Below are 19931 nucleotides of genomic sequence, written 5' to 3'. Positions count from 1 at the left end.
CATTCAATATGCACAATTGCATATTGAATGCATTTTATATAGAAAAAAGACACTCTAAAGAGTGCCTTTCCCTAACTTAAACCATTTTACTTTTAATATATCGCTTTGAATATATTTTACCATATTTATCTATATTGTTTATTGAGAAAGTTTTAAATATTTATTTTTCTAACTGTACTCTTTTAGATAATATATAATGAAGCGGAACTTTATAACAATCATATAAAAACTGAGGTGTATAATATTTATGGTTTTTGGAATTATTCCTCTTATGTTATTCATTATTTTTCTTTATTTTTACTTAAAAGATCCAAGAAGAATAATAAATGGCTTTTTGTTTAACGCATTTTTCTGTTCATTTCTTATTTTTTGTCTTATCGTATCTTACCAATTAGGTAATGAAGATTTACATTTCATTGTTGCTATACCTTTTTTGGCACTTCTCGTTATGTTACCTTTTGGTATAATCGCTTTAATTGTTGGTTTGTTTCTCAATGCCAAAACACTAATTAGAAAAGAAGGGCGACGCTTTTCTAATTGTTTAACTTTAATTTTAGGTATATTCATTTTACTATGGTTACTAGTGCCTATTTTTAATCCAGCAAGCTTGTTTTCTTCTCATTTTCAGCCTATATTTGGCGCAATATCTCTTATTATTTTATATTTCTTTATACACTTATCAAATTTCTTAACCGCCTATTTCCTTTATCAATTCAATAGACCAAGACGTAATCAAGATTTCATTATCGTCCTTGGCAGTGGATTAATTAATGATAAAGTACCACCACTTTTAGCAAGCAGAATTAATAAAGCGATCGATTTCTACCAGAAACAGGCAGCTGTTGCTTCTCCACCTACAATTATTTTTTCAGGTGGACAAGGACCAGATGAAAATCTTCCAGAAGCAGAAGCAATGCAAAAGTATGCTGTTGAAAAAGGAATTCCTATCGAGCATACCATGCAAGAAAATCGTTCCGTAAATACGTATCAAAACATGCTTTTCTCGAAACAAATTATGGATTCATTAAAAGGTGATACACACAAAAGCATCTTTACAACGAATAATTTCCACCTTTTCCGTGCTGGCTTATACGCAAAACAAGCTGGTCTCAATAGCCAAGGAATTGGTTCAAAAACCGCTTTCTATTACTGGCCAAATGCAATGATTCGAGAGTATATTGCCATTGTTGTTATGAGCCGTAAGCGTCATATTAAGGTCGTAGGAGTTATTTTAGGATGTTCTGTAATCTTAACGACTCTTAGCTTTTTATTTAGTTAACATGAATAAGTAAAGCCTTCTTCACAGCCTAAAAAACATCTAATTGTTAATTAGATGTTTTTTAGATTTCTTGCGCTCTCATATTCATGATATCTTCAAACTCCTTAAAGCTTACAATTCTTATATCTTTTGCTTCTAGCTGGGACTTAACTCCTTTTAAACCATCGTCATTATTCGTTACGATATAATTAACATTCTTAAAAATAGCAGCCTGATAAAGATGAAAATCGTCTTTATCCTTTATAAAAGGCCTTAAATCTAAATCAATATCGGAATATGAACTTACACAATAAAAACAGGGTTCCATAATATCCATCATTTTTTTACTACTTTCTGAGAGTTTTTTAGCATGGTCAAACCCTAATTTATTAACTTTGTCACGGTCACCGTTCTATACAAATCACCAATAATATGGGGTGACCAATAACATTCACATAACCCTTCATACATTTATTTCACTACCACAAAGGGATTTATTCCCATGTAAAAAAAGACCAAGAAGATAATTATACTCTTCTTGGTCTTTTCCTCTATCTTCTCTTCGTAATTTTCCCTGAACCGCCAACCCTTGTTTTAGGGGGAGACGTATTTCTTGGTGGGCTTTTAATCGATGATTTCGGTTTTACATCCGAGCCACTAGAATTACCCGGTGATTTTGTGATTTTCCCTTTTTTCTCTGTAGACGGCGGAACTGTCTTAGTCCCTTTTTCCGTAATACTTCCCTTATCACCTACAGAGGTTTTCGGATCTACTTTATCACTTCTCTTAATAATAGAGCCTTTACCTTGTTTCGTAATAGGCGGTGGTGTTTTCTTTTCTTCTTTTGTAGGCGGTCGTTCTGGAATAACTGGTTTATGATTTTGTCTATCTGTATAACCGCGATAATCACCATGATACGATTTACGAGAATCAAATATATCATTTAATATACTCGCCATAATATATCCTTGTAAAAAGGATGGTTGATAATTTTGGCGAACAAACTCTTTATTACTTATCTCAACCAATGTATCAGATGGTTTCTCTTTGTCTTTCTGAAGGTTATAGATTTTATCAGAATAGACAAGGAACATTTGATTTTCGTCTTCTTTAGAAGCTTGTTTTGGTTTTTTTTCCTCTATTAATTCCTTCGCAACCTCTGGAACTGACCGATTGGTAGCTCTATACACATACGATTCTTGCTTACCATCTTTTGCGACAGATTCTAATGGATAGCGGTCTTGAATTGACTTTTCATTTTGACACCCCGATAAGGCATAGCCAGCAATTACGAGTAATGTAACAATGGCAAGAATGGGGATTAAGAACGATTTAATCATGGTAAACAATCGGTTTGACATGATTACCTCCCCCTTACGTTGCCCTTATAATTTGTACATCAGCAGAAAGAATCGCTTCTCCCTCATACATCATTGTACGACCATCTTGCCACTCTATACGAAGTAGTTTCCGGTTGTCGGATTGGAACTCCCACACATGTTGTTCATCAGATACAGCAAATGGCGTTTTCCCCATTACAACAACACGTCCATTATATTGCTCTTCCATATGATACTCTATATCATCCATTTCAATCGTCGTTGGGATTTCTTCTATAGAATCTAACCGACCATCAATTGGTGTATATAGCTTATAATACGTACTTTCACGATTTTCAATTTTCAAATAGCGAATTGTCTTTCCGTCTTGCAATGTTAACACAATTTCATTACGAGAATGCATGCTTGTTTTTCCGATCAATTCATACATCACTAATGAAACTTCAATCATATCGCCAGGCGCTAACGTTAGTAACGATTTTTCCTGTTTAACAGGCTCTGGGCTTTTCATTATATTTTTAATACGTTTGAATAAACTCATGACTTATCCCTCCTTTTCTCGTTATAGACAAGCTGCTAAAATGAGGGCTCCGACAATATGTAACGAACCAGCTAACAAAGCATGTGCTACCTGCCCTTGCTTCGTTCCCTCTTCTAAATCTAAACCAACTGCTTTTTTCAAAATCAGTTCAATAAACATTTCGACAACTAATAGAATAACGAATGAAACCGCCGATGCAAGCAGTGCCTGCCATAAATCATTTGCCTTCGTAATGGATTGTGACAAAATATATCCTTGCGCAAATAACTTCATAATAAAGCGAGTCGTAACCGCCATATTCCCTTTTTTAATTTCTGTTAAATCATTGTACTTTGTAAAAATAGAATCAACCCACATAAGTGCAAATAAAAGAACAGCACTCGCTCCTGTCCATACAAGCATGGCTAAAACGTTCATCCACGTCATTATAAAACCTCCTCTTAGGAAAATAATAAGAAAACCGACATGATTGCTTTTCATGACATGTCGGTTCCTTTATCTTCTATATATCTATTTTGATTTTCCAACATATAAAACGCGGCTATAAAAACAAAATCAGGTCTCCACTCATTTCCTCCTTTTGTTTTCACACGGCATGGGGCTAAAAAGGGCTTTGACCGCTCCTATGCATGGTCGGACGCTCTCTCCCACCAAAAAGAAAGGGGTTTTATATCCGTTGTTAATTTATATATTATTTCTCATACTGCTTCATAATACGGGCTAACTCATCATCCACAACTGAATTTTTATTTAGACTTGCGAATTCGTCATCTAGTGATTTTTCTTTCTTGTAGATTTCTCCGCTCGCTTCTGCTTCAGCCTCTAATTGAAGAGCTTTTTCTTCCATGCGGCTTAAGCCTGCTTTTGCTGTATTTGCATCAAATCCAGACATTGCTTGATTAATGTTTTTTTGTGCTTTTGCTGCATTTACACGTGCCACAAGTGTTTCACGTTTATTTCTTAATTCCGTTAACTGCTTACGCATCTCTTCTAATTTTGCACGAAGATTATCAGCAGCTGCTTTATTTTGCTCATAGCTCGCTTTATATTCATTCATCTTTTGTTCTGCATTTTGTTTTTCTTCTAAAGCACGACGCGCAAGGTCAAGATTACTCGCTTGAACTGCCATATGTGCTTGTTCTTCACGTTTCTTTACAAGTGCTTCTTGCTCTTCAAATAATAATTTGAACTTTTTCTCAAGTGCAATTTGAGCTGCTACACTTTTCTCAGCTTCTTGTACATCCGTTTGCATGTCACGTAAGTATTGATCCGTCATCTTAACTGGATCTTCTGCCTTTTCAATTAATGAATACACATTTGACATTGTTAAATCTCTTAATCGTTTAAATACAGACATTCCAATTCCTCCTATAAGTTGCTTCATATTTCAAATTCAATACCTGGAACACTAAAAAATTCCCTTTACAGTAAGAATATTCATCTTCAAATCCTACGTGTTCATTATATCAAAACTAAGATGTCCTTACATGTTATTTTCTAAATATACACGTTACAATATGACATTCTCTTCACAATATGTACCCCTACTATATACTTACTTGCGGTTTCCTACAAATTGACTTCTATTTAACACATTTGTAAGTATTTTCACTAAATTACATAATTGTAATGTTACTGTAAGCTAACTCGATAGTTAGAAAATTATTATTCCTCTAAAATGAAATCAGAAGCCGAGGTTACAACAAAAACACTTTCGCTTCTTTAAATAAAAAACAATACAATGTATACATTGTATTTACTATAACGTATATAAAAAAGGAGATAAGAAAATGAAAAAATTAGTAGGAATCGGGTTAGCAGCAGCAATTTCATTCGGAGTATTATCAGGTTGCTCTTTATTAGAAGAAAAAGCAAATGGTATGGTTACTTACGGAAGTGAACAACAAGTAAACAAAGTTATCAATAAAAACAAATCTGATATTAAAGAAAAAAACACATACAAAATGAAGCTTGCAACATTAAATGACAAGAAAGTTCTTGTCATGGATAAGAAAACTGGTGAAGAACTAGTGAAAAAAGAACTAATTAAGAAAGTTGAAAAAGATAATACAAAAGCAATTGATAAATTACCAGCTGTAACAGCCGATCAAGGTGTATTATTTGCGAAAGAAGAAGTTGCAAATGCGACAATTGATGGAGCGAAATTAAAATATGAAGGCAACACAATTATCGGTGATGCTCGTTCTTATGCAGATATGTTTGCAATCGTGGATGATGCTGCATATGGAAAAGTAAATGGTGAAGAGAAATCTGTAGGTGTACTGAAATTTGATAAGGATCCTAAAGATAAAATCCAAGATACGACTAAAGAAACAGAAGCAGTACAACTGGTTAAAATTAAAAAGTAAGTCAAAAAAGCTTTGCGAAATTCGCAAAGCTTTTTTCTATTTATGAACCACATGCTCCATGTCAGGACTACATGTCTTGGACTGACATGATTTATTCAAAGAACATGCTGCACATTTTCCTTTTTTACTTCTCTTTACAAAATTGACTAACGTATATCCTGCATATCCAAAAATGACAGCTCCAATTACAATATTGACCATCATTATGATCCATCTCCTTTTAGAATCCGAGTAAGGATCCGACTTGGTATATAACGAGCGTTAACACGTAAGCGATGATAAGTGGATAAACAACAGAGAAAATAGTCCATTTTACAGAGCCTGTTTCACGACGAATCACAGCTACTGTTGCTAAGCATGGGACGTATAATAAAATGAAGAACATGAACGCATATGCTGATAATACAGTATAGTGCGCTCCCATTACATTTCCTAACACATCTTCTTTCACCGCATAAATAATTGCCATTGTGGAAACAACAACTTCTTTTGCTAAAAATCCTGTTAAAAGTGATGCTGCCGCTTGCCACGTTCCAAAACCGAGCGGGGCTAAAATCGGTGCAATAAAACCACCAATGATCGCTAAGAAACTTTTTCCCATATCAACACCAAATCCTGATGGACCAGCATAGTTTAATAACCAAATGACAACAGAACCACCAAAGATAAATGTACCTGCTTTACGAACGAAGCCTTTTCCTTTTTCCCACGTACTCAGCCATAATGTTTTTGCTTGTGGCATACGATAAGGCGGGAGTTCAATCACAAAAATAGATTTTTCTTCTTTTAAAACGGTAAGAGACATTAACTTGGTAACTAACAGTGCAAGTACAATCCCCGCAATGTATAAAGAGAATACGACCACCGCTTGACTATGCGGGAAGAAAACTCCTGCAAATAATGCATAGACAGGTAAACGAGCTGAACAAGACATAAATGGCGTTACTAAGACCGTCAGTAATCTTTCTTTTTCTTGCTCAATCGTTCTTGCTGCCATAATTCCTGGTACGTTACAACCAAATCCGATAATCATTGGAATAAACGCCTTCCCGTTTAAACCAAAGAACTCCATGATACGGTCCATCACAACTGCAATCCGGGCCATATACCCTGAATCTTCTAGTAGTGAAATGAAGAAGAATAAAGCAAAAATTTGTGGAACGAATACTAATACCGCACCAACACCAGCAATAATCCCTTCGGTAATAAGAGCTTGAATAAACTCCGATGCCCCAATATTTACGAGCCCTGTTGTAACCCAATCCGTAAACTGTCCACCAAGAAATTCATCAAGCATATCCGATAACGGTGTCCCAATCCACGTAAACGTAACCTGAAAAATAAAAAACATAACCGCTAAAAAGATAGGAAGTCCTAAAATTTTATGTGTAATTAACTGATCGATTTTTTCTGAAAAAGGAATCTTCCCTTCCTTTTCATGCTGAATAACGTTTGTTTTTAACTTTTCAATATACACTTCACGCGTCTTGTAAATATGTTGTTCTAATGTACTATCAAGTTTTGCTTCTAGATTAGAGCGAATTGCCACAAGTTCCTTATAAATCAGTAACCTTTTTACTTCTTGTTCTACAACTTCGTTATTGCTTAAAAATTGAAGCGCTAGCCATCTTGGATGCTCATAATTTTCCTTAGTGAGAAGATCCATAATGCTTACAATTCCTGCATCTACTTGTTCACCATAGGAAAGAATGAACGGCTTTTTCTTTTTCTCTTTCTTCTCACTCTCATGTAGGGTAGCAAGTAATTCTTCACAACCCTTTCCGCTTCTTGCAACAACAGGGACGACCGTTACTCCTAATATTTCTGATAGTCTTTTCACGTTAATAACGATTCCACGCTGCTTCGCAACATCTATCATATTTAAACCGATAGAAACAGGTTTACCAAATTCTAATAATTGCAATGTTAAATGCATATTACGCTCAAATTGAGAAGAGTCAACAATATTTAACATATGCTGAAATTCTTCAGTTAATAGAAAGTTTGTAACAACACCTTCATCCCGGGAAACAGGATTTAAATCATATACACCTGGTAAATCAATTAATGTTCCTTGCTTATCCTTTAACCTACCAACCTTCTTTTCTACCGTTACCCCGCTCCAGTTCCCTACATACTCATAAGAACCAGTCAGCGCATTAAATAATGATGTTTTTCCTGTATTCGGATTCCCTAGCAAAGCAACCTTATTCACGCTAATTCCACCTTTATCATTTTCGCGTCACAATGACGAATGCTAATTAGTTGTCCTCGGCACTCTAATGTACATGGCCCTTTAAACATCGCCTTTTGTTTCAAGCGAAGTTCACTTCCTTCAGATAAACCAAAAGCAGCTAATCTGCGCTTTAACAACTTATCTAGCGCTTGCAAATTTTTTACTAATACCGTTTCGCCTATTTTAATATCAACTAAACTCATAATCTTCCCCCTCAAAAGAGAATGATAATTATTTTCAGAAAAATTATATCATATTCTATTTATCGAGTACTATATCTTTTTCCTTCATATTTATTAACATTTTTAGATGATTATATTGAAATAATTTTTTGTTATATAAACCCATGTTGGTTTGCCAGCATATAAGTCGTGGCTATGAAAACAAAAGGAGATTTCCACTCGTTTTCTCCTTTTGTTTTCACTTAGCATGGGGTAGGAAGAGGGGCTGACCGCCTCTATGCATGGCCGGATGCTCTCTTCCACCTAAAAAGAACGGTTTTATCTCGTTTCAATTTATATTTATATATATAAAAATACAAATGACTATTCCTAATAGATTCATTTGCCATTCTCATCCATTTCCATTACAATGAACCTAACAAATAAAGAATCTCGTTATCACAGGGGGAGCCTCGTTGCTGAGAGGGAACACTTCGTTCCGACCCTTTGAACCTGTTAGTTAATGCTAACGTAGGAATTGTGCAAACGCCGAAATACATACCTCATCATTTTCCAATTACGTATTTCATATCTCCCTATGGTAAGTATTCTTTTTTGTGCAACTTAGATGTAGGGGGACTGACAATATGCGTAACACCAATTTACAAGCGATGATTGAATCTGCAATTCTTGCAGCCTTCGCCTTAATCATCGACATTTTACCACTATCGATTAAACTTCCAACAGGCGGTTCTATTTCATTTGCTATGATTCCTATTTTTATTATCGCTTACCGCTGGGGATTTAAAACAGCTTTCTTAGGAGGACTTGTTTGGGGACTGCTACAAATTGTAGTCGGCGATGCTTATATTTTAACGCCAGTTCAAGCGTTTATTGAGTACTTCGTTGCATTTTCTTTTATTGGATTTGCAGGTTTATTCCATCGTCCAATTCAAAAGGCACTTGTAACATCTAGCCCTATTAATGAAGAACAAGCTAGTCTTGGTAGCCGCAAAGATAAACCTTCATCAAAAGGCAATCAAGGAAAAAAAGTGCTTGTTTATATCATCCTTGCTACATTCATTGGTAGCTTTGCACGTTATTTCTTTCACTTTATTGCCGGTGTTATCTTTTTTGGAAAATACGCACCGCCGGGACAGTCAGCCGTTCTTTATTCATTGATTGTGAACGGCAGTACAATGCTTGCTTCATTTGCTTTATGTACGGTTTTACTTCTATTTCTATTTATGACATCACCACGCTTATTCAAAAGTATTGGTGCACATCATATGAATAAAAAGAAGAGCGCCTAAATGGTGCTCTTCTTTTTTGTATTACCTCGCACTACTCTCTCCCATTACCTTTTGAGCCATGAAGGAAACTTTCTTTTCAGAAACATTACAAACATGTAAGTAAAACGAAAGACAATTCAATATGAGAAGAGTATCCCTCCTACTACAATGAATAATAGCAACAATCATGAAAGGAGATTTTTTCATATGGAGATAGTAAAAGTAAAAGATCTTAGTAAAGAATATACAGGAAAGGTTTCACATAAAGCACTTTCAAATATTAACTTAACAATAAATAAGGGGGAGTTTGTTGGAATTATGGGTCCCTCTGGAAGTGGAAAAACAACATTATTAAATATAATTTCAACTATTGATTCACCGACATCGGGAAAAGTGTTTATTAATGGAGAAAATCCTCACCAACTTGCTCCTAATCCACTAGCATTATTTCGTCGCCGTGAATTAGGATTCGTCTTTCAATCTTTTAACCTGCTTCATACCTTAACAGTAAAAGAAAATATGGTTCTTCCACTTACACTAGATGGTATGAACGTGAAAAGAATGAATAAACGCGTAGAATCTATTTCGGAGAAATTAGGAATTAGTGAACTTTTAAATAAAAGAACATATGAAATATCGGGAGGACAAGCACAGCGAACAGCAATTGCTCGTGCACTCATTCATTCCCCTAAATTGATTCTTGCTGATGAGCCAACAGGAAACTTAGATTCTAAAGCTTCACAAGATGTAATGGAACTATTAACAAAATTAAATCAAGAAGAACAGGCAACAATGATGTTAGTTACACATGATCCAATGGCCGCCAGCTACTGTGACCGTGTTATTTTTATAAAAGATGGAGAGCTATATAATGAAATTCACTGCGATGGAAATCGCCAAGTATTTTATCAAAACATTATGGATGTTCTTTCGATGTTAGGAGGAAATACAAATGACTTTTCGGCAGCTCGCCTTTAATAACGTCATACGGAACAAGCGAATATATCTTGGTCATTTTTTTAGTAGCACATTTGCTGTTATGATTTTTTTCACTTACGGGCTACTTGCCTTTCATCCGAATTTACAGGGAGAATTGACTGGCGTAAGTATCGTAATGAATACATTTGGGAAAATAGGATTTCAAATATCCCAGTACTTGACCTTTTTCTTCTCTTTCTTTTTTATTTTATATTCTGTTAGTGCATTCTTGAAAAATAGAAAAAAAGAGTTCGGATTATTTATGTTACATGGTATGTCTCATCAACAACTCCATCGATTAGTTTTTCTAGAGAATATGTTAATTGGAATCCTCTCTATACTAATAGGTATTGGACTTGGGATGATTTTTTCTAAATTAGTTTTGCTGGTTAGTGGATCTTTATTGGCAACGCAGCACACTCTTTCCTTCTACTTTCCACTGAAAGCTATTGGAACAACGAGCATTGCCTTTTTCGTTTTATTTCTTCTTATTTCATTGTTTACATCAAGAATGGTAAAAGTGAATGAACTTGGAGAACTAATTAAATCCGAGGAAAAGCCAAAACCCGAGCCAAAGGCATCTGTTTGGTTATCTCTGCTAGCAATTATCTCAATTGGAGCCGGTTACGCTTTCGTCTACCACATTATCGTCGCGAAAGACTACATGAGTGGGAATCAATTATTACTACTCGTTGGCGCTGGGGTCGTATTTGTCGTAATTGGAACATATTTCTTATTTACTCAATTGAGTGTATATGTGATGCACACTTTAAAAAACAGAGAAAATACATTCTTTAAAAGAACAAATCTTCTTGTTATCTCAGAACTCATTTATCGAATGAAAGATAATGCAAAAACATTCTTTATGGTTGCAATTATATCTGCTGTTGCTTTTACTGCTATCGGAACTTGTGCAGCCATTGGAACTTCTGGATTAGCTGAAAGTGAAAGCCCCTATGCATTTAGATATGAATCGTATAAAGGAAATACGCTTGAAGAATCTCACGTTGAAGAGATAAAAAAACAACTGAAACAATCAGGCTTTTCTTATAAACTTGTTTCACCAACATTTAAAGTAACCGAAAATGGACTAACTTTAATAAAACTAACAGATTATAATGCATACGCAAAAACACTAGGATATCCACCAGAAAAATTATTAAATGAAAACGAAAGTCTTGTCATACCACGGAAGAAAGTAAAGAGCAAAAATAACACATCAAAAATAATTAGATTAGAGCACGGTGATTTAAAGATATCACTTCCCGTTCAAAAAAACTTATTAATTCCGGAGCTTCAAGATAAATACGGAGAAATTGTCGTCGTCTCTGATGCTGTTTATAACAAAGTCTTACAGGTACAAACAGAAGTAGACCGAGTTGGCGCTCTTTCGGAGTATACTTTATACGGCTTTATCATCAAAAATTGGACTGAAACAACAGATGTTGCGAAAAAGCTGATGACATCAATAAATGCCGATTATCGTAATACAGATTTCAGCTTGTCTTCTTTAAGCTTGAAATGGCTGGAAATGAAACAACAAAACGGACTACTGTCTATTACGAGTGTATTAGTTGGAATTGTGTTCTTTGTATTTGCAACAAGCTTTTTATATTTTCGTCTATTTACGGATTTAGAACGTGACCAAAAGCAATATCAAATGATTTCAAAATTAGGTTTAAGCCAAAAAGAATTGAAACAAATTGTTACAAGACAAATGATGATACTATTTTTCTTACCGATTGTAGTCGCTATGATTCACAGTGGTTTTGGATTTCTCACACTACATCAATTAGGACAGACAACAAGTCAGACGATTTCTGTTATTCAAAGTTCAATAATTGTATTAGTAAGTTTTATGTGCATGCAAATACTTTACTTCTTTATTATTAGAAAGATTTATATGAAACGTTTATACCAAAAAATATATGAATGAGAGAAATGGAGAAACAGATGAAAAGAAAAATGATAATTTATATAGTCGCCACACTTACTCTCTTTAGCATGAGTGCTTGTTCCTTGTTCGGAAAAAAAGAAGAACCTGCAAATGGAATGCTACTCCTTGGAGATGAGCAATCTGTCTCTCCTTTAGTAGAAAGATATAAAAAAGAGACAACATCTAAAGAGTTATACAAAGTGAAATTAGATACAAAAGATGAAAAAAAGATACTCATTATTAATGAGACTGTTGCTAAGAAATTCATTCAAAAGGGTATTTTACAAAAACGTGATAATGATGAAGGTATGATCAGCTCTGAACCCATTACATCTTTACCTAAATTTACAAAGGATAAAGCTATATTATTCGCTAATAAGGAAGACAAAAATATGAAAGATGTGATGATTAACAATGAAAAAATCTCTGTTCAATATGACAGTGATACGTGGCTGGGCGGGATCCGCTCCTATGAATTCGAAGGGTGTATTATAGTGCTCAAGGATGCTCAATACGATAAAATACCAGTTCCACAAATAAATATGGAACTACTAAGTTTCAATAAATCTCTAGGTGACATGCGTTCTCATAATCCAGACGACAAAATAAACAAGGAATATGTTACAATCAAAAAACTAATGAAAGGTACTTCTATTATTGGTTATGAGCTTGTAACTATCACTACAAAATAAATATATAATAAAAAATCAGTTCTTCCCTACAGAAAAGAACTGATTTTTTATGCAGTCAAACTATATTTTCTATTACATAATTTAGTGGGTTATATCAATAATAAAAACAATAAATACACATAAGAATATAAATACCATTACACTTAGTAAATTGCTATTCATGGCTAATCTACTCCTTAAAAAACTCATTTTCTACCCAAATTATACGTGTAGAAAATAAAGATAAGGTAAAGATACTATCAAGATACATTAAAAAATAATAAAAAAGTGTAGAAATTCCTTTCTACACTTTTTTATTTAAATAGAAGAAAAATAGCACACCATCTTCTGTATTAGTTACACCATACTCTACGCCATGAAGTTCTAAAATATTTTTAGAAATAGCGAGTCCAAGTCCGGTTCCACCCTTTGAACGCTGACGAGCCGTATCTACACGATAGAACCGGTCCCAAATTTTATCTAATTGTTCCTCTTCAATATGAGTACCTTTATTTTCTATACAAATCTTTACTCGATTCGGTTCATCTATTGTCGAGATAATAATCTCTTCTTTCTCCGGCGTATAACGAATTGCATTCGTAATGAAGTTGACAATTACTTGTTCAATGCGGTGTTGATTTGCAACAACTTGGGCTGGAGATATATGCTTGTAAACATGTAATTCTTTTTTCTCTATCTCTAATGATAACTGTTCACATATATACTCAATAACTCCATCAATATAAAAAGTATCCATTTTCATTTTATATGTACCAGATTCAAATTTAGCCAACTCCAGCATGTCTAAAATTAACATATCCATCTTATCCACTTCTTTTTCCATCGCCTGAAAATAATGTTCTTTCTTATGTTCTGCTACCCCATCTTTCAATATAGAAATACAGCTTTTCATAATACTTAAAGGTGTTTTCAGTTCATGTGACACACCTGCAATAAACTCTTTCCGTGTGTTTTCTAACTTTCTTTCTTTTTCGATGTCTTGTTCCAGTTGTCCAATATGTGAATGTAGTGTATTAGATAGCATGTTAATGTTTTGCGATAAATCACCAATCTCATCTTTTGATGTAATCGGGATTCTTTCCGTGAAATCTAAATGTGCAATTTTTTTCGTTGTATCATTGATTCGTAATAACGGTTTTGCAATTTGTTTTGAATAATAGAAAGATGCAAGAAAAATAAGTACTAGTACAAACGCAATGATATATACATAATAATCCTTTACCATTTGTACCGCTTCATCAACAGGCTGCAAGGAAGCCATTGCGTATATATATGTTAACGATCCATCTTTTTCTTTAATTGGTTTGATTAATAATTTATATTTTATATCATTTTTTTCATAGTCCATTGTTTGTGTTGAATACTGTATATTATTGCTCTCTTTTAATAATAAGTCAGTTTGAAATTCCTTTATACTATCCAAAAATAAATTATTTTTATAAATTGGATTTACAGGTCCTTTTACATCGGGTAACTGTACTTTCGTAACAGTTCCTCCCATATGGACACTCGAATTCTGAGCAGCTCTCTTCTTTTCCTCAACACTCAAATCTTGAGCGACTTTTTTCTTTTCTTCATCAGTCAATCCTTGAGTAGCTTTTTTCATTTCCTCATCTGCTTTAAGCTCTCTCTCTCCTAACTTTTTATCTAACAGTTTATTAGACCAACTTAAATTCCCTTTTGTTAACTCTAAATAATATGTGACAAAACTATCGGCTCGTTTCACTCCACTAAAATAAACTTGTTGTCCTACAAAACCAGGTAGTTTTGTACTTTCAATCTCTTCTATATTCATGAGATAGTACAAGGGAACGATAATTGTTTTTTGTCCAAACTTCTTCTCTTGCCAACGATCTAGCGTGACTTCAAAATAAAAATCATTTGCATGTTTTAAATTCCCATTCCGATCTACAGTTGTAATCCACGTATTATTTTCCCGTAAAAAATCTTGCTCTAGTTTTTGAATTTCTTCGGCATTTCCTACATGATTCAAATAATTCTTCTCAAAGGAATCTATATTTACTTTAATATCTTCCACTTTCCGATTTGCATAATATTGTTTAAAGAATATCGTTTGCCCAATAAAAATTGTTGCTAAAATCAACATGCAGAGCGCTGTTGTAAGGGTAAATAATTTGAGTACAATTCCTTTTCTCATACATTCCCCTCAAATTTATACCCCATTCGAACAACAGTAGTAATATACTTCGCTTTATCTCCTAATTTATTACGTAAATTACGAATATGGCTATTTACTGTTCGGTCATCACCAGCAAATTCATATCCCCAAATTCTTGTAATTAATTGTTCTCTTGTCAAAACAATCCCTTGGTTCTTCATGAAATACGTTAATATTTCAAACTCTGTATGCGTTAAATTAATATCAACCCCATCTATCGTAACGGTACGTGATGGGAAATGAACGCAAATTCCATAAATAGATAACGTATCATCTTCATTAGCTGAAGATTTATTGATAACTTCTTTATATTCCAACAAACGCTTTGCCCTTGCTAACAAAATAGGCGGACTATATGGTTTTGCTACATAATCATCTGCCCCTAGCTCAAATCCAAGTAATGTATCATCTTCATCTACACGTGCTGTGAGCATAATAATCGGTACTTGAGACGTCTTACGAATTCTTCTGCAAACAGACCAACCATCTAATTCTGGCAACATAATATCAAGAATGACTAAATGAACCTCTTCTTCTTCAAATAAAACTAACGCTTCCTTCCCATCTCTTGCCTCAAGCACTTTATATTGTTCATTTAAAAAATAATCTTTCAAAATTTCACGTAAAATATCCTCATCCTCAACAATCAAAATTGTTTTTGCCATGTTCTACATCTCCTTCTCTCATTACTAAAGACAAAAATACTGTAACCTTATTTTGAATCAGTAGCAATCAACTTCGCTTCAATAATATATCGATCTGGTGCATCACCAATATAATCAAATGGATAGCAGGTCGTGAGCGTTAATGTTGGTTCTTCTTTCTTTACAATGACGGTGCGATCATCTGCATGGGTAATCCACGTTTTTTGAATCTCATAACTATAAATTTTATTATCATATTCCACAATGAGTTTATCTTTTTCTTTAAGTTCCCCTAAGTCTGTAAAAACCGTATCACGATGTCCACTCAGTACAGTGTGTCCTCCTCCAGATGGAGCTGTTGTACTATCACTAACAAACATCCCAACTCCTTTTTTCAATGTGGTGTCATTCGCTCCCCAATATACAGAAAACTTTTTCTTTATTTTCGGGATATTTAATACGGCTACTTTCTCGCCTTCTTTATATTGCATTTGAGAAGAAGATACTTGAGAATTAACAGGTTTTTCATTGGATTGTTGTTTTGGCTCTATCTGTTCCAAACGCTTTACCTCTTCCGTTGTTAAATCTTGTGCTGCACTTTTCCCTTTGTACCACTCAAAAGAATAATATCCCCCAATTAAAACACCAATTATCATGAGAACAAATCCAATACGATTTAGAATTGTCATTTTTAATCCCTCCATGCAAAAAATGGTAGGGATATCCTACCATTTTTAATATATGAAATTATCCCATTCTTTATAAACTAATACACCTTTTATTTTATGCTTTAATCTTACGGCGAGTAAATCCAAATAATGACCCTAACGCTACAAGACATGCGCCTAATGCCATCATTGTTACGCTATTTGATGCTGTATTTGGTAGTTTCTCACCTTTTGTAACTTCCTTTGCTGTTTCTTTTTTCATCTTATCTTGATTTTGTTGTTTTTGAATTCCTTCTTTTTTCATTTGATCTTGTTTTTGTTGTTCCTGAATTGCTGCTTCTTTTTTCATCTTATCTTGATTTTGTTGCGTCTGAATTGCTGCTTCTTTTTTCGCTGCTTCAACCTTTTTCTGTTCTTGAATTGCTGCTTCTTTTTTCGTTGTATCTTGTTGTACTTGTGCTACTTCTTCTTTTGTCATTGGTCCAGCAGCTGCACTAGCTACCGATGAATATCCTACTGTTAAAAGTGCCATCGTACAAATTGGTAAAAGTTTCTTTTTCATTTTACTTCTCTCCTCTTATCCTTTTTTCACATCACATCGCATCGGATGTATTCATAGGATATATCGGTTATGTAAATATGAGATGCAGATAAAATGTATTTCTTTTAAAGATTAAATCCATAAAAAATACAAATACTTACTATCACAACTAGAGCGCCTTCCCATTTACATTCTCTCTAAAAAAGCTAATAAAAAAGCATTATAGATTCTCTCTACAATGCTTTTTTAGGTGTCTTAGTGTCTCGGTGTCTAATTGTTACTTTCTTGTGATTTCAGAGTAAGAGAGTCTGAAGCGATACCTAATTGTCTCGGCTCAATTTTCTTTAAGTGATTTTTGACGTTACACTTACGATGTTGAACAACCCATGTTTGAATGGGGTCTGTTAAAATGATTCTTTGCTCTTCATTAGGGGTCTCTTCTTCAAACTTACAACTTTCGCTCCATTTACACCATTTCATTGTAAATTGTGAAGAAGAATGATCGTCTTCTCGATCAAACAAATGCGAAAGGCTCATCTCTCCAGCTAGCATCATGTTGTTGCTAGTTGATAACAAAGCAAGGGTCGTCCAACGTTTCTCCATTCCCTCCTACTCCTTTTCACATATAGTGCCTAAAGCCTTTTTACCTAAAATGTGCTTGCCTTTTACCTTACACCTATAAGTTTATCCAAAACACCACTATTCAACTATCGATTTCTCTTACAAATCACCTTACATTTTTGTAAGAAAGAAAAAAACCTCCACTTTTATAAATGAAGGTTTCTAGTCACTTTTTATCTATATACTCTTTCATATCATCTAATCCCGCTTCATACAATTGGAGCATCATTCCATGAGAAATAGCACCAAGAACTAACGTCATCCCAATAAGAGAAACTCGGATAATCGGAATATCAATTATGTAAGCTAACATACCAAGAACAATTGTTAATAGTAGCGCCTTTATAAATGTAATGCTTGAATACTGTTTCTTTTTCATCATTATCACACCTTTTTTGGAAGCGTTTTCTTCATATCATCAGTATATCATATCATCAGTATGTTCTGTGGGTATTTTTGTAAAAAGACTTCCGTTTTTGAAAACAAACAGTGACCTGCACTCGTTCTCTCCTTTTGTTTTCACTTGGCATGGAGCAGGAAGAGGGTCTGACCACTTCGATGCATGGCTGGATGCTTTCTCCCACCTAAAAAGAAAGATTTTATTTCATTTTTTTAATTTGTATTTACATATTATGTTTATATCCGTTCACTGCTTTCGTCATACAAAATAAAAGGATCATATAAAAAATAACTGGAATCATAATAATTCTTGGCTCTAGCATTAATTCTCCATAATAATAGCTAATTAAATTTGCCCAATCATTTAAGTACGGAAAATATTTGCTAAACTGATCATGAGCTTGCCAGGAAACTATTTTCGTTCCCCCTAAAAACAATTTAAAAAACGCAAGATGTAACATAATCAATAATACTTGCACCATTTGTTCCCCAATTTGAAATATAATTTGTGGCTGTAATACTTTCATAATATGGATTCGGAATACATGCCACTTGCTACCTCCCAATACAAAAGAACTTGTTACATATTCTTTATCCCAAATTTCCCGAATTTCTTTGTGAAAAAAACGCGTCATTCCTGGGACTGCCACAGCAACTAACACAATACATTGTATCCATAATACTTCTATGTTTGTAACAATAGGTTTCGTTCGCAGTTCATACATAATAAATGGTGTAAGAAACAAAATACAAAATAACGTTTGTGGAAAAAATTGAAAACTAACAGTACAACGTTGTAAAAAGGAGTATCTCCACTTATCAATATGAATGAACAAACTTATCAATAAAGAAATTATTACTCTAGCAACTGCAACAAAAAAAGCAATCAAAATTGTATACTTAGCTCCATCTATTACTTTATAAAATAAATCTTCTCCCTCTCGATCCGTTCCAAACCAATATGTACGGGAAATTGAAAAAGGTGCAGCTTCAACAATTTCACCTTTTTCATTGTATCGATATTGCACTACGTTCGGCTCCTCCTGAAAATATGGAAGTGCAAAGCTAATGATTAATAATAAAATAATGGGAAACAAGAAGTACATATAACGCTGGTTACGCATACAACTTCCTCCTTAACCAATTCAATCCTACTATTACACCATAAATAGGTATTATAAATAACAGAAGCAAATAAACAATAACTGCGGGATCTTGACCGCTAATTAAAATTGAAAATAATCCTCTTATATTAAACATATACTCAAAAACGAATAAGCTCGTTATTAAGGCCAGTACTATCGATTCAATATGGTTCACAATTGAAGTAACTATATTACGAAAAATATGCTTGCATAAAATATACATATTTCCAAAACCTTTTGCCCTCGCGAATATAACATAATCTTTCTGCTGCTCCTCTTTTATAAGTAGCAGTTGGAATTGAAATAAAGAGATTGTAGGTATAATAGCTAAAATGAGGATTGGCAATACAATAGATGAATTTTGCATCGTAGAAAATGGATGAAATGGTAAAACTCCGGTATACCTATATATACTTACCATTAAAAGTTGTAGAAAAAAAATCAGGAAGATATCAGGAATTGTTTTAAGAAAAAACATAACTTCTTCTACCACTCTCTGTATACGCTTTGTTGCAATCGCGATAATGATACTACATAAAAAAGACGAACAAACAGAAACTATAAATGCTCCAAATGTAAGCGTGAGTGAGTAGATATATGGATGAAATATAAATGGAAATAAAGGAAATTCTCTTTCTTGCATCTTAAATATTTGTACATTGTTAGAAGCTGTCGCTACTTGTGTAGCCATTTTCATCTTCAATTCTTCTGGATGCATAAGTGAAGAAATAACATGTATACATTGTGTAAAAAAATAATCTATATGTATTCCGAGCTGCTTCTCCTCTATGAATAACATTGGAAGACTCACAATCACTACAAAAGTCATAATCATGATACATAATTGAACAATGATTGAGATTGTTTTTTTCAACATCCCATTCTCCCTTCAATTTTTCTAGCATGAATGAACCGTAAAGTGAAACTTTAA

The 19931-nt window shown here is 33.9% G+C and carries 22 protein-coding genes and 1 riboswitch; of the genes, 6 read left to right on the top strand and 16 right to left on the bottom strand.

Annotated features, from left to right (window positions below):
- Positions 1–247 precede the first annotated feature (247 nt).
- Positions 248–1279 carry an ElyC/SanA/YdcF family protein gene (locus AZF08_RS09960; protein ID WP_033676349.1) on the top strand — a complete coding sequence of 344 codons (1032 nt, stop codon included), beginning with the start codon at positions 248–250 and terminating at the stop codon, positions 1277–1279.
- Positions 1280–1340: 61 nt separating this feature from the next.
- Here AZF08_RS09960 and AZF08_RS09955 read toward each other — a convergent pair whose 3' ends face one another.
- The 5 genes from AZF08_RS09955 to AZF08_RS09935 form a co-directional block, all read right to left on the bottom strand.
- Positions 1341–1598 carry a hypothetical protein gene (locus AZF08_RS09955; RefSeq protein WP_033676347.1) on the bottom strand — a complete coding sequence of 86 codons (258 nt, stop codon included), beginning with the start codon at positions 1596–1598 and terminating at the stop codon, positions 1341–1343.
- 211 nt (positions 1599–1809) lie between these two features.
- On the bottom strand, positions 1810–2619 hold the full coding sequence (locus AZF08_RS09950) for a DUF4247 domain-containing protein (protein ID WP_033676345.1): 810 nt from the start codon (positions 2617–2619) through the stop codon (positions 1810–1812).
- A 13-nt stretch (positions 2620–2632) separates the two neighbouring features.
- A complete protein-coding gene (locus tag AZF08_RS09945) occupies positions 2633–3139 on the bottom strand; it encodes a DUF4178 domain-containing protein (RefSeq protein WP_033676343.1) in 507 nt (168 codons plus the stop codon).
- Between the two features lie 21 nt (positions 3140–3160).
- Positions 3161–3565: a DUF350 domain-containing protein gene (locus AZF08_RS09940; RefSeq protein WP_033676340.1), complete on the bottom strand. Its 405-nt coding sequence runs from the start codon at positions 3563–3565 to the stop codon at positions 3161–3163.
- A gap of 265 nt (positions 3566–3830) precedes the next feature.
- Positions 3831–4496: a PspA/IM30 family protein gene (locus AZF08_RS09935; protein WP_033676338.1), complete on the bottom strand. Its 666-nt coding sequence runs from the start codon at positions 4494–4496 to the stop codon at positions 3831–3833.
- A gap of 433 nt (positions 4497–4929) precedes the next feature.
- Here AZF08_RS09935 and AZF08_RS09930 point away from each other — a divergent pair, with 433 nt between their 5' ends.
- The gene (locus tag AZF08_RS09930; RefSeq protein ID WP_033676336.1) at positions 4930–5508 is read left to right on the top strand and encodes a lipoprotein BA_5634 family protein; all 579 of its coding nucleotides are present in this window, start codon (positions 4930–4932) and stop codon (positions 5506–5508) included.
- Between the two features lie 36 nt (positions 5509–5544).
- Here the strand turns inward: AZF08_RS09930 and AZF08_RS09925 are convergent, their stop codons facing one another.
- The 3 genes from AZF08_RS09925 to AZF08_RS09915 are packed head-to-tail and all read right to left on the bottom strand — an operon-like array spanning position 5545 to position 7947.
- Positions 5545–5712, bottom strand: a complete 168-nt coding sequence (locus tag AZF08_RS09925) for a FeoB-associated Cys-rich membrane protein (RefSeq protein WP_033676334.1) — start codon at positions 5710–5712, stop codon at positions 5545–5547.
- Positions 5713–5728: 16 nt separating this feature from the next.
- Positions 5729–7723, bottom strand: coding sequence for a ferrous iron transport protein B (gene feoB / locus AZF08_RS09920; protein WP_033676333.1), 1995 nt, complete (start codon positions 7721–7723; stop codon positions 5729–5731).
- Positions 7720–7947: a FeoA family protein gene (locus AZF08_RS09915; RefSeq protein WP_033676332.1), complete on the bottom strand. Its 228-nt coding sequence runs from the start codon at positions 7945–7947 to the stop codon at positions 7720–7722. Before AZF08_RS09915 ends, feoB begins: the two co-directional genes overlap by 4 nt.
- Positions 7948–8359: 412 nt before the next feature.
- A riboswitch (TPP riboswitch) is annotated at positions 8360–8461 on the top strand.
- Between the two features lie 91 nt (positions 8462–8552).
- Here AZF08_RS09915 and thiT point away from each other — a divergent pair.
- From thiT to AZF08_RS09895, 4 genes are all read left to right on the top strand, one after another.
- Positions 8553–9218 (top strand): energy-coupled thiamine transporter ThiT, encoded by a 666-nt coding sequence (gene thiT / locus AZF08_RS09910; RefSeq protein ID WP_033676330.1) that lies wholly within the window; start codon positions 8553–8555, stop codon positions 9216–9218.
- A gap of 186 nt (positions 9219–9404) precedes the next feature.
- Positions 9405–10175, top strand: coding sequence for an ABC transporter ATP-binding protein (locus tag AZF08_RS09905; protein WP_033676328.1), 771 nt, complete (start codon positions 9405–9407; stop codon positions 10173–10175).
- A complete protein-coding gene (locus AZF08_RS09900; protein ID WP_033676326.1) occupies positions 10150–12111 on the top strand; it encodes an FtsX-like permease family protein in 1962 nt (653 codons plus the stop codon). Before AZF08_RS09905 ends, AZF08_RS09900 begins: the two co-directional genes overlap by 26 nt.
- A 17-nt stretch (positions 12112–12128) precedes the next feature.
- Entirely contained in the window at positions 12129–12803 is a 675-nt protein-coding gene (locus AZF08_RS09895; protein ID WP_033676324.1) for a lipoprotein BA_5634 family protein, read from the top strand.
- Positions 12804–13086: 283 nt separating this feature from the next.
- Here the strand turns inward: AZF08_RS09895 and AZF08_RS09890 are convergent, their stop codons facing one another.
- From AZF08_RS09890 to AZF08_RS09855, 8 genes are all read right to left on the bottom strand, one after another.
- Positions 13087–14961: a sensor histidine kinase gene (locus AZF08_RS09890; RefSeq protein WP_033676322.1), complete on the bottom strand. Its 1875-nt coding sequence runs from the start codon at positions 14959–14961 to the stop codon at positions 13087–13089.
- On the bottom strand, positions 14958–15647 hold the full coding sequence (locus AZF08_RS09885) for a response regulator transcription factor (protein WP_033676320.1): 690 nt from the start codon (positions 15645–15647) through the stop codon (positions 14958–14960). Before AZF08_RS09885 ends, AZF08_RS09890 begins: the two co-directional genes overlap by 4 nt.
- A 47-nt stretch (positions 15648–15694) precedes the next feature.
- Positions 15695–16315: a class D sortase gene (locus AZF08_RS09880; protein ID WP_033676318.1), complete on the bottom strand. Its 621-nt coding sequence runs from the start codon at positions 16313–16315 to the stop codon at positions 15695–15697.
- Between the two features lie 94 nt (positions 16316–16409).
- Positions 16410–16856, bottom strand: a complete 447-nt coding sequence (locus tag AZF08_RS09875) for an LPXTG cell wall anchor domain-containing protein (protein WP_033676316.1) — start codon at positions 16854–16856, stop codon at positions 16410–16412.
- A 249-nt stretch (positions 16857–17105) separates the two neighbouring features.
- The gene (locus AZF08_RS09870) at positions 17106–17438 is read right to left on the bottom strand and encodes a hypothetical protein (protein WP_033676315.1); all 333 of its coding nucleotides are present in this window, start codon (positions 17436–17438) and stop codon (positions 17106–17108) included.
- 184 nt (positions 17439–17622) lie between these two features.
- Entirely contained in the window at positions 17623–17838 is a 216-nt protein-coding gene (locus tag AZF08_RS09865; RefSeq protein ID WP_063177273.1) for a hypothetical protein, read from the bottom strand.
- 241 nt (positions 17839–18079) lie between these two features.
- Positions 18080–18979 (bottom strand): ABC transporter permease subunit, encoded by a 900-nt coding sequence (locus tag AZF08_RS09860; RefSeq protein WP_082246143.1) that lies wholly within the window; start codon positions 18977–18979, stop codon positions 18080–18082.
- Positions 18972–19877, bottom strand: a complete 906-nt coding sequence (locus AZF08_RS09855) for an ABC transporter permease subunit (protein WP_033676311.1) — start codon at positions 19875–19877, stop codon at positions 18972–18974. The genes AZF08_RS09860 and AZF08_RS09855 overlap by 8 nt, the downstream gene beginning before the upstream one ends.
- Positions 19878–19931: the final 54 nt, after the last annotated feature.

The organism is Bacillus gaemokensis (assembly GCF_001590835.1).
Lineage (GTDB): Bacteria > Bacillota > Bacilli > Bacillales > Bacillaceae_G > Bacillus_A > Bacillus_A gaemokensis.
This window is presented reverse-complemented; position numbering and strand designations above follow the sequence as displayed.

Bases quoted from the DNA above. Each gene is read 5' to 3' on its own strand.
- AZF08_RS09960 (WP_033676349.1), top strand. From the start codon at position 248: ATGGTTTTTGGAATTATTCCTCTTATGTTATTCATTATTTTTCTTTAT.
- AZF08_RS09955 (WP_033676347.1), bottom strand. From the start codon at position 1,598: ATGATGGATATTATGGAACCCTGTTTTTATTGTGTAAGTTCATATTCC.
- AZF08_RS09950 (WP_033676345.1), bottom strand. From the start codon at position 2,619: ATGTCAAACCGATTGTTTACCATGATTAAATCGTTCTTAATCCCCATT.
- AZF08_RS09945 (WP_033676343.1), bottom strand. From the start codon at position 3,139: ATGAGTTTATTCAAACGTATTAAAAATATAATGAAAAGCCCAGAGCCT.
- AZF08_RS09940 (WP_033676340.1), bottom strand. From the start codon at position 3,565: ATGACGTGGATGAACGTTTTAGCCATGCTTGTATGGACAGGAGCGAGT.
- AZF08_RS09935 (WP_033676338.1), bottom strand. From the start codon at position 4,496: ATGTCTGTATTTAAACGATTAAGAGATTTAACAATGTCAAATGTGTAT.
- AZF08_RS09930 (WP_033676336.1), top strand. From the start codon at position 4,930: ATGAAAAAATTAGTAGGAATCGGGTTAGCAGCAGCAATTTCATTCGGA.
- AZF08_RS09925 (WP_033676334.1), bottom strand. From the start codon at position 5,712: ATGATGGTCAATATTGTAATTGGAGCTGTCATTTTTGGATATGCAGGA.
- AZF08_RS09915 (WP_033676332.1), bottom strand. From the start codon at position 7,947: ATGAGTTTAGTTGATATTAAAATAGGCGAAACGGTATTAGTAAAAAAT.
- thiT (WP_033676330.1), top strand. From the start codon at position 8,553: ATGCGTAACACCAATTTACAAGCGATGATTGAATCTGCAATTCTTGCA.
- AZF08_RS09905 (WP_033676328.1), top strand. From the start codon at position 9,405: ATGGAGATAGTAAAAGTAAAAGATCTTAGTAAAGAATATACAGGAAAG.
- AZF08_RS09900 (WP_033676326.1), top strand. From the start codon at position 10,150: ATGACTTTTCGGCAGCTCGCCTTTAATAACGTCATACGGAACAAGCGA.
- AZF08_RS09895 (WP_033676324.1), top strand. From the start codon at position 12,129: ATGAAAAGAAAAATGATAATTTATATAGTCGCCACACTTACTCTCTTT.
- AZF08_RS09890 (WP_033676322.1), bottom strand. From the start codon at position 14,961: ATGAGAAAAGGAATTGTACTCAAATTATTTACCCTTACAACAGCGCTC.
- AZF08_RS09885 (WP_033676320.1), bottom strand. From the start codon at position 15,647: ATGGCAAAAACAATTTTGATTGTTGAGGATGAGGATATTTTACGTGAA.
- AZF08_RS09880 (WP_033676318.1), bottom strand. From the start codon at position 16,315: ATGACAATTCTAAATCGTATTGGATTTGTTCTCATGATAATTGGTGTT.
- AZF08_RS09875 (WP_033676316.1), bottom strand. From the start codon at position 16,856: ATGAAAAAGAAACTTTTACCAATTTGTACGATGGCACTTTTAACAGTA.
- AZF08_RS09870 (WP_033676315.1), bottom strand. From the start codon at position 17,438: ATGGAGAAACGTTGGACGACCCTTGCTTTGTTATCAACTAGCAACAAC.
- AZF08_RS09865 (WP_063177273.1), bottom strand. From the start codon at position 17,838: ATGATGAAAAAGAAACAGTATTCAAGCATTACATTTATAAAGGCGCTA.
- AZF08_RS09860 (WP_082246143.1), bottom strand. From the start codon at position 18,979: ATGCGTAACCAGCGTTATATGTACTTCTTGTTTCCCATTATTTTATTA.
- AZF08_RS09855 (WP_033676311.1), bottom strand. From the start codon at position 19,877: ATGTTGAAAAAAACAATCTCAATCATTGTTCAATTATGTATCATGATT.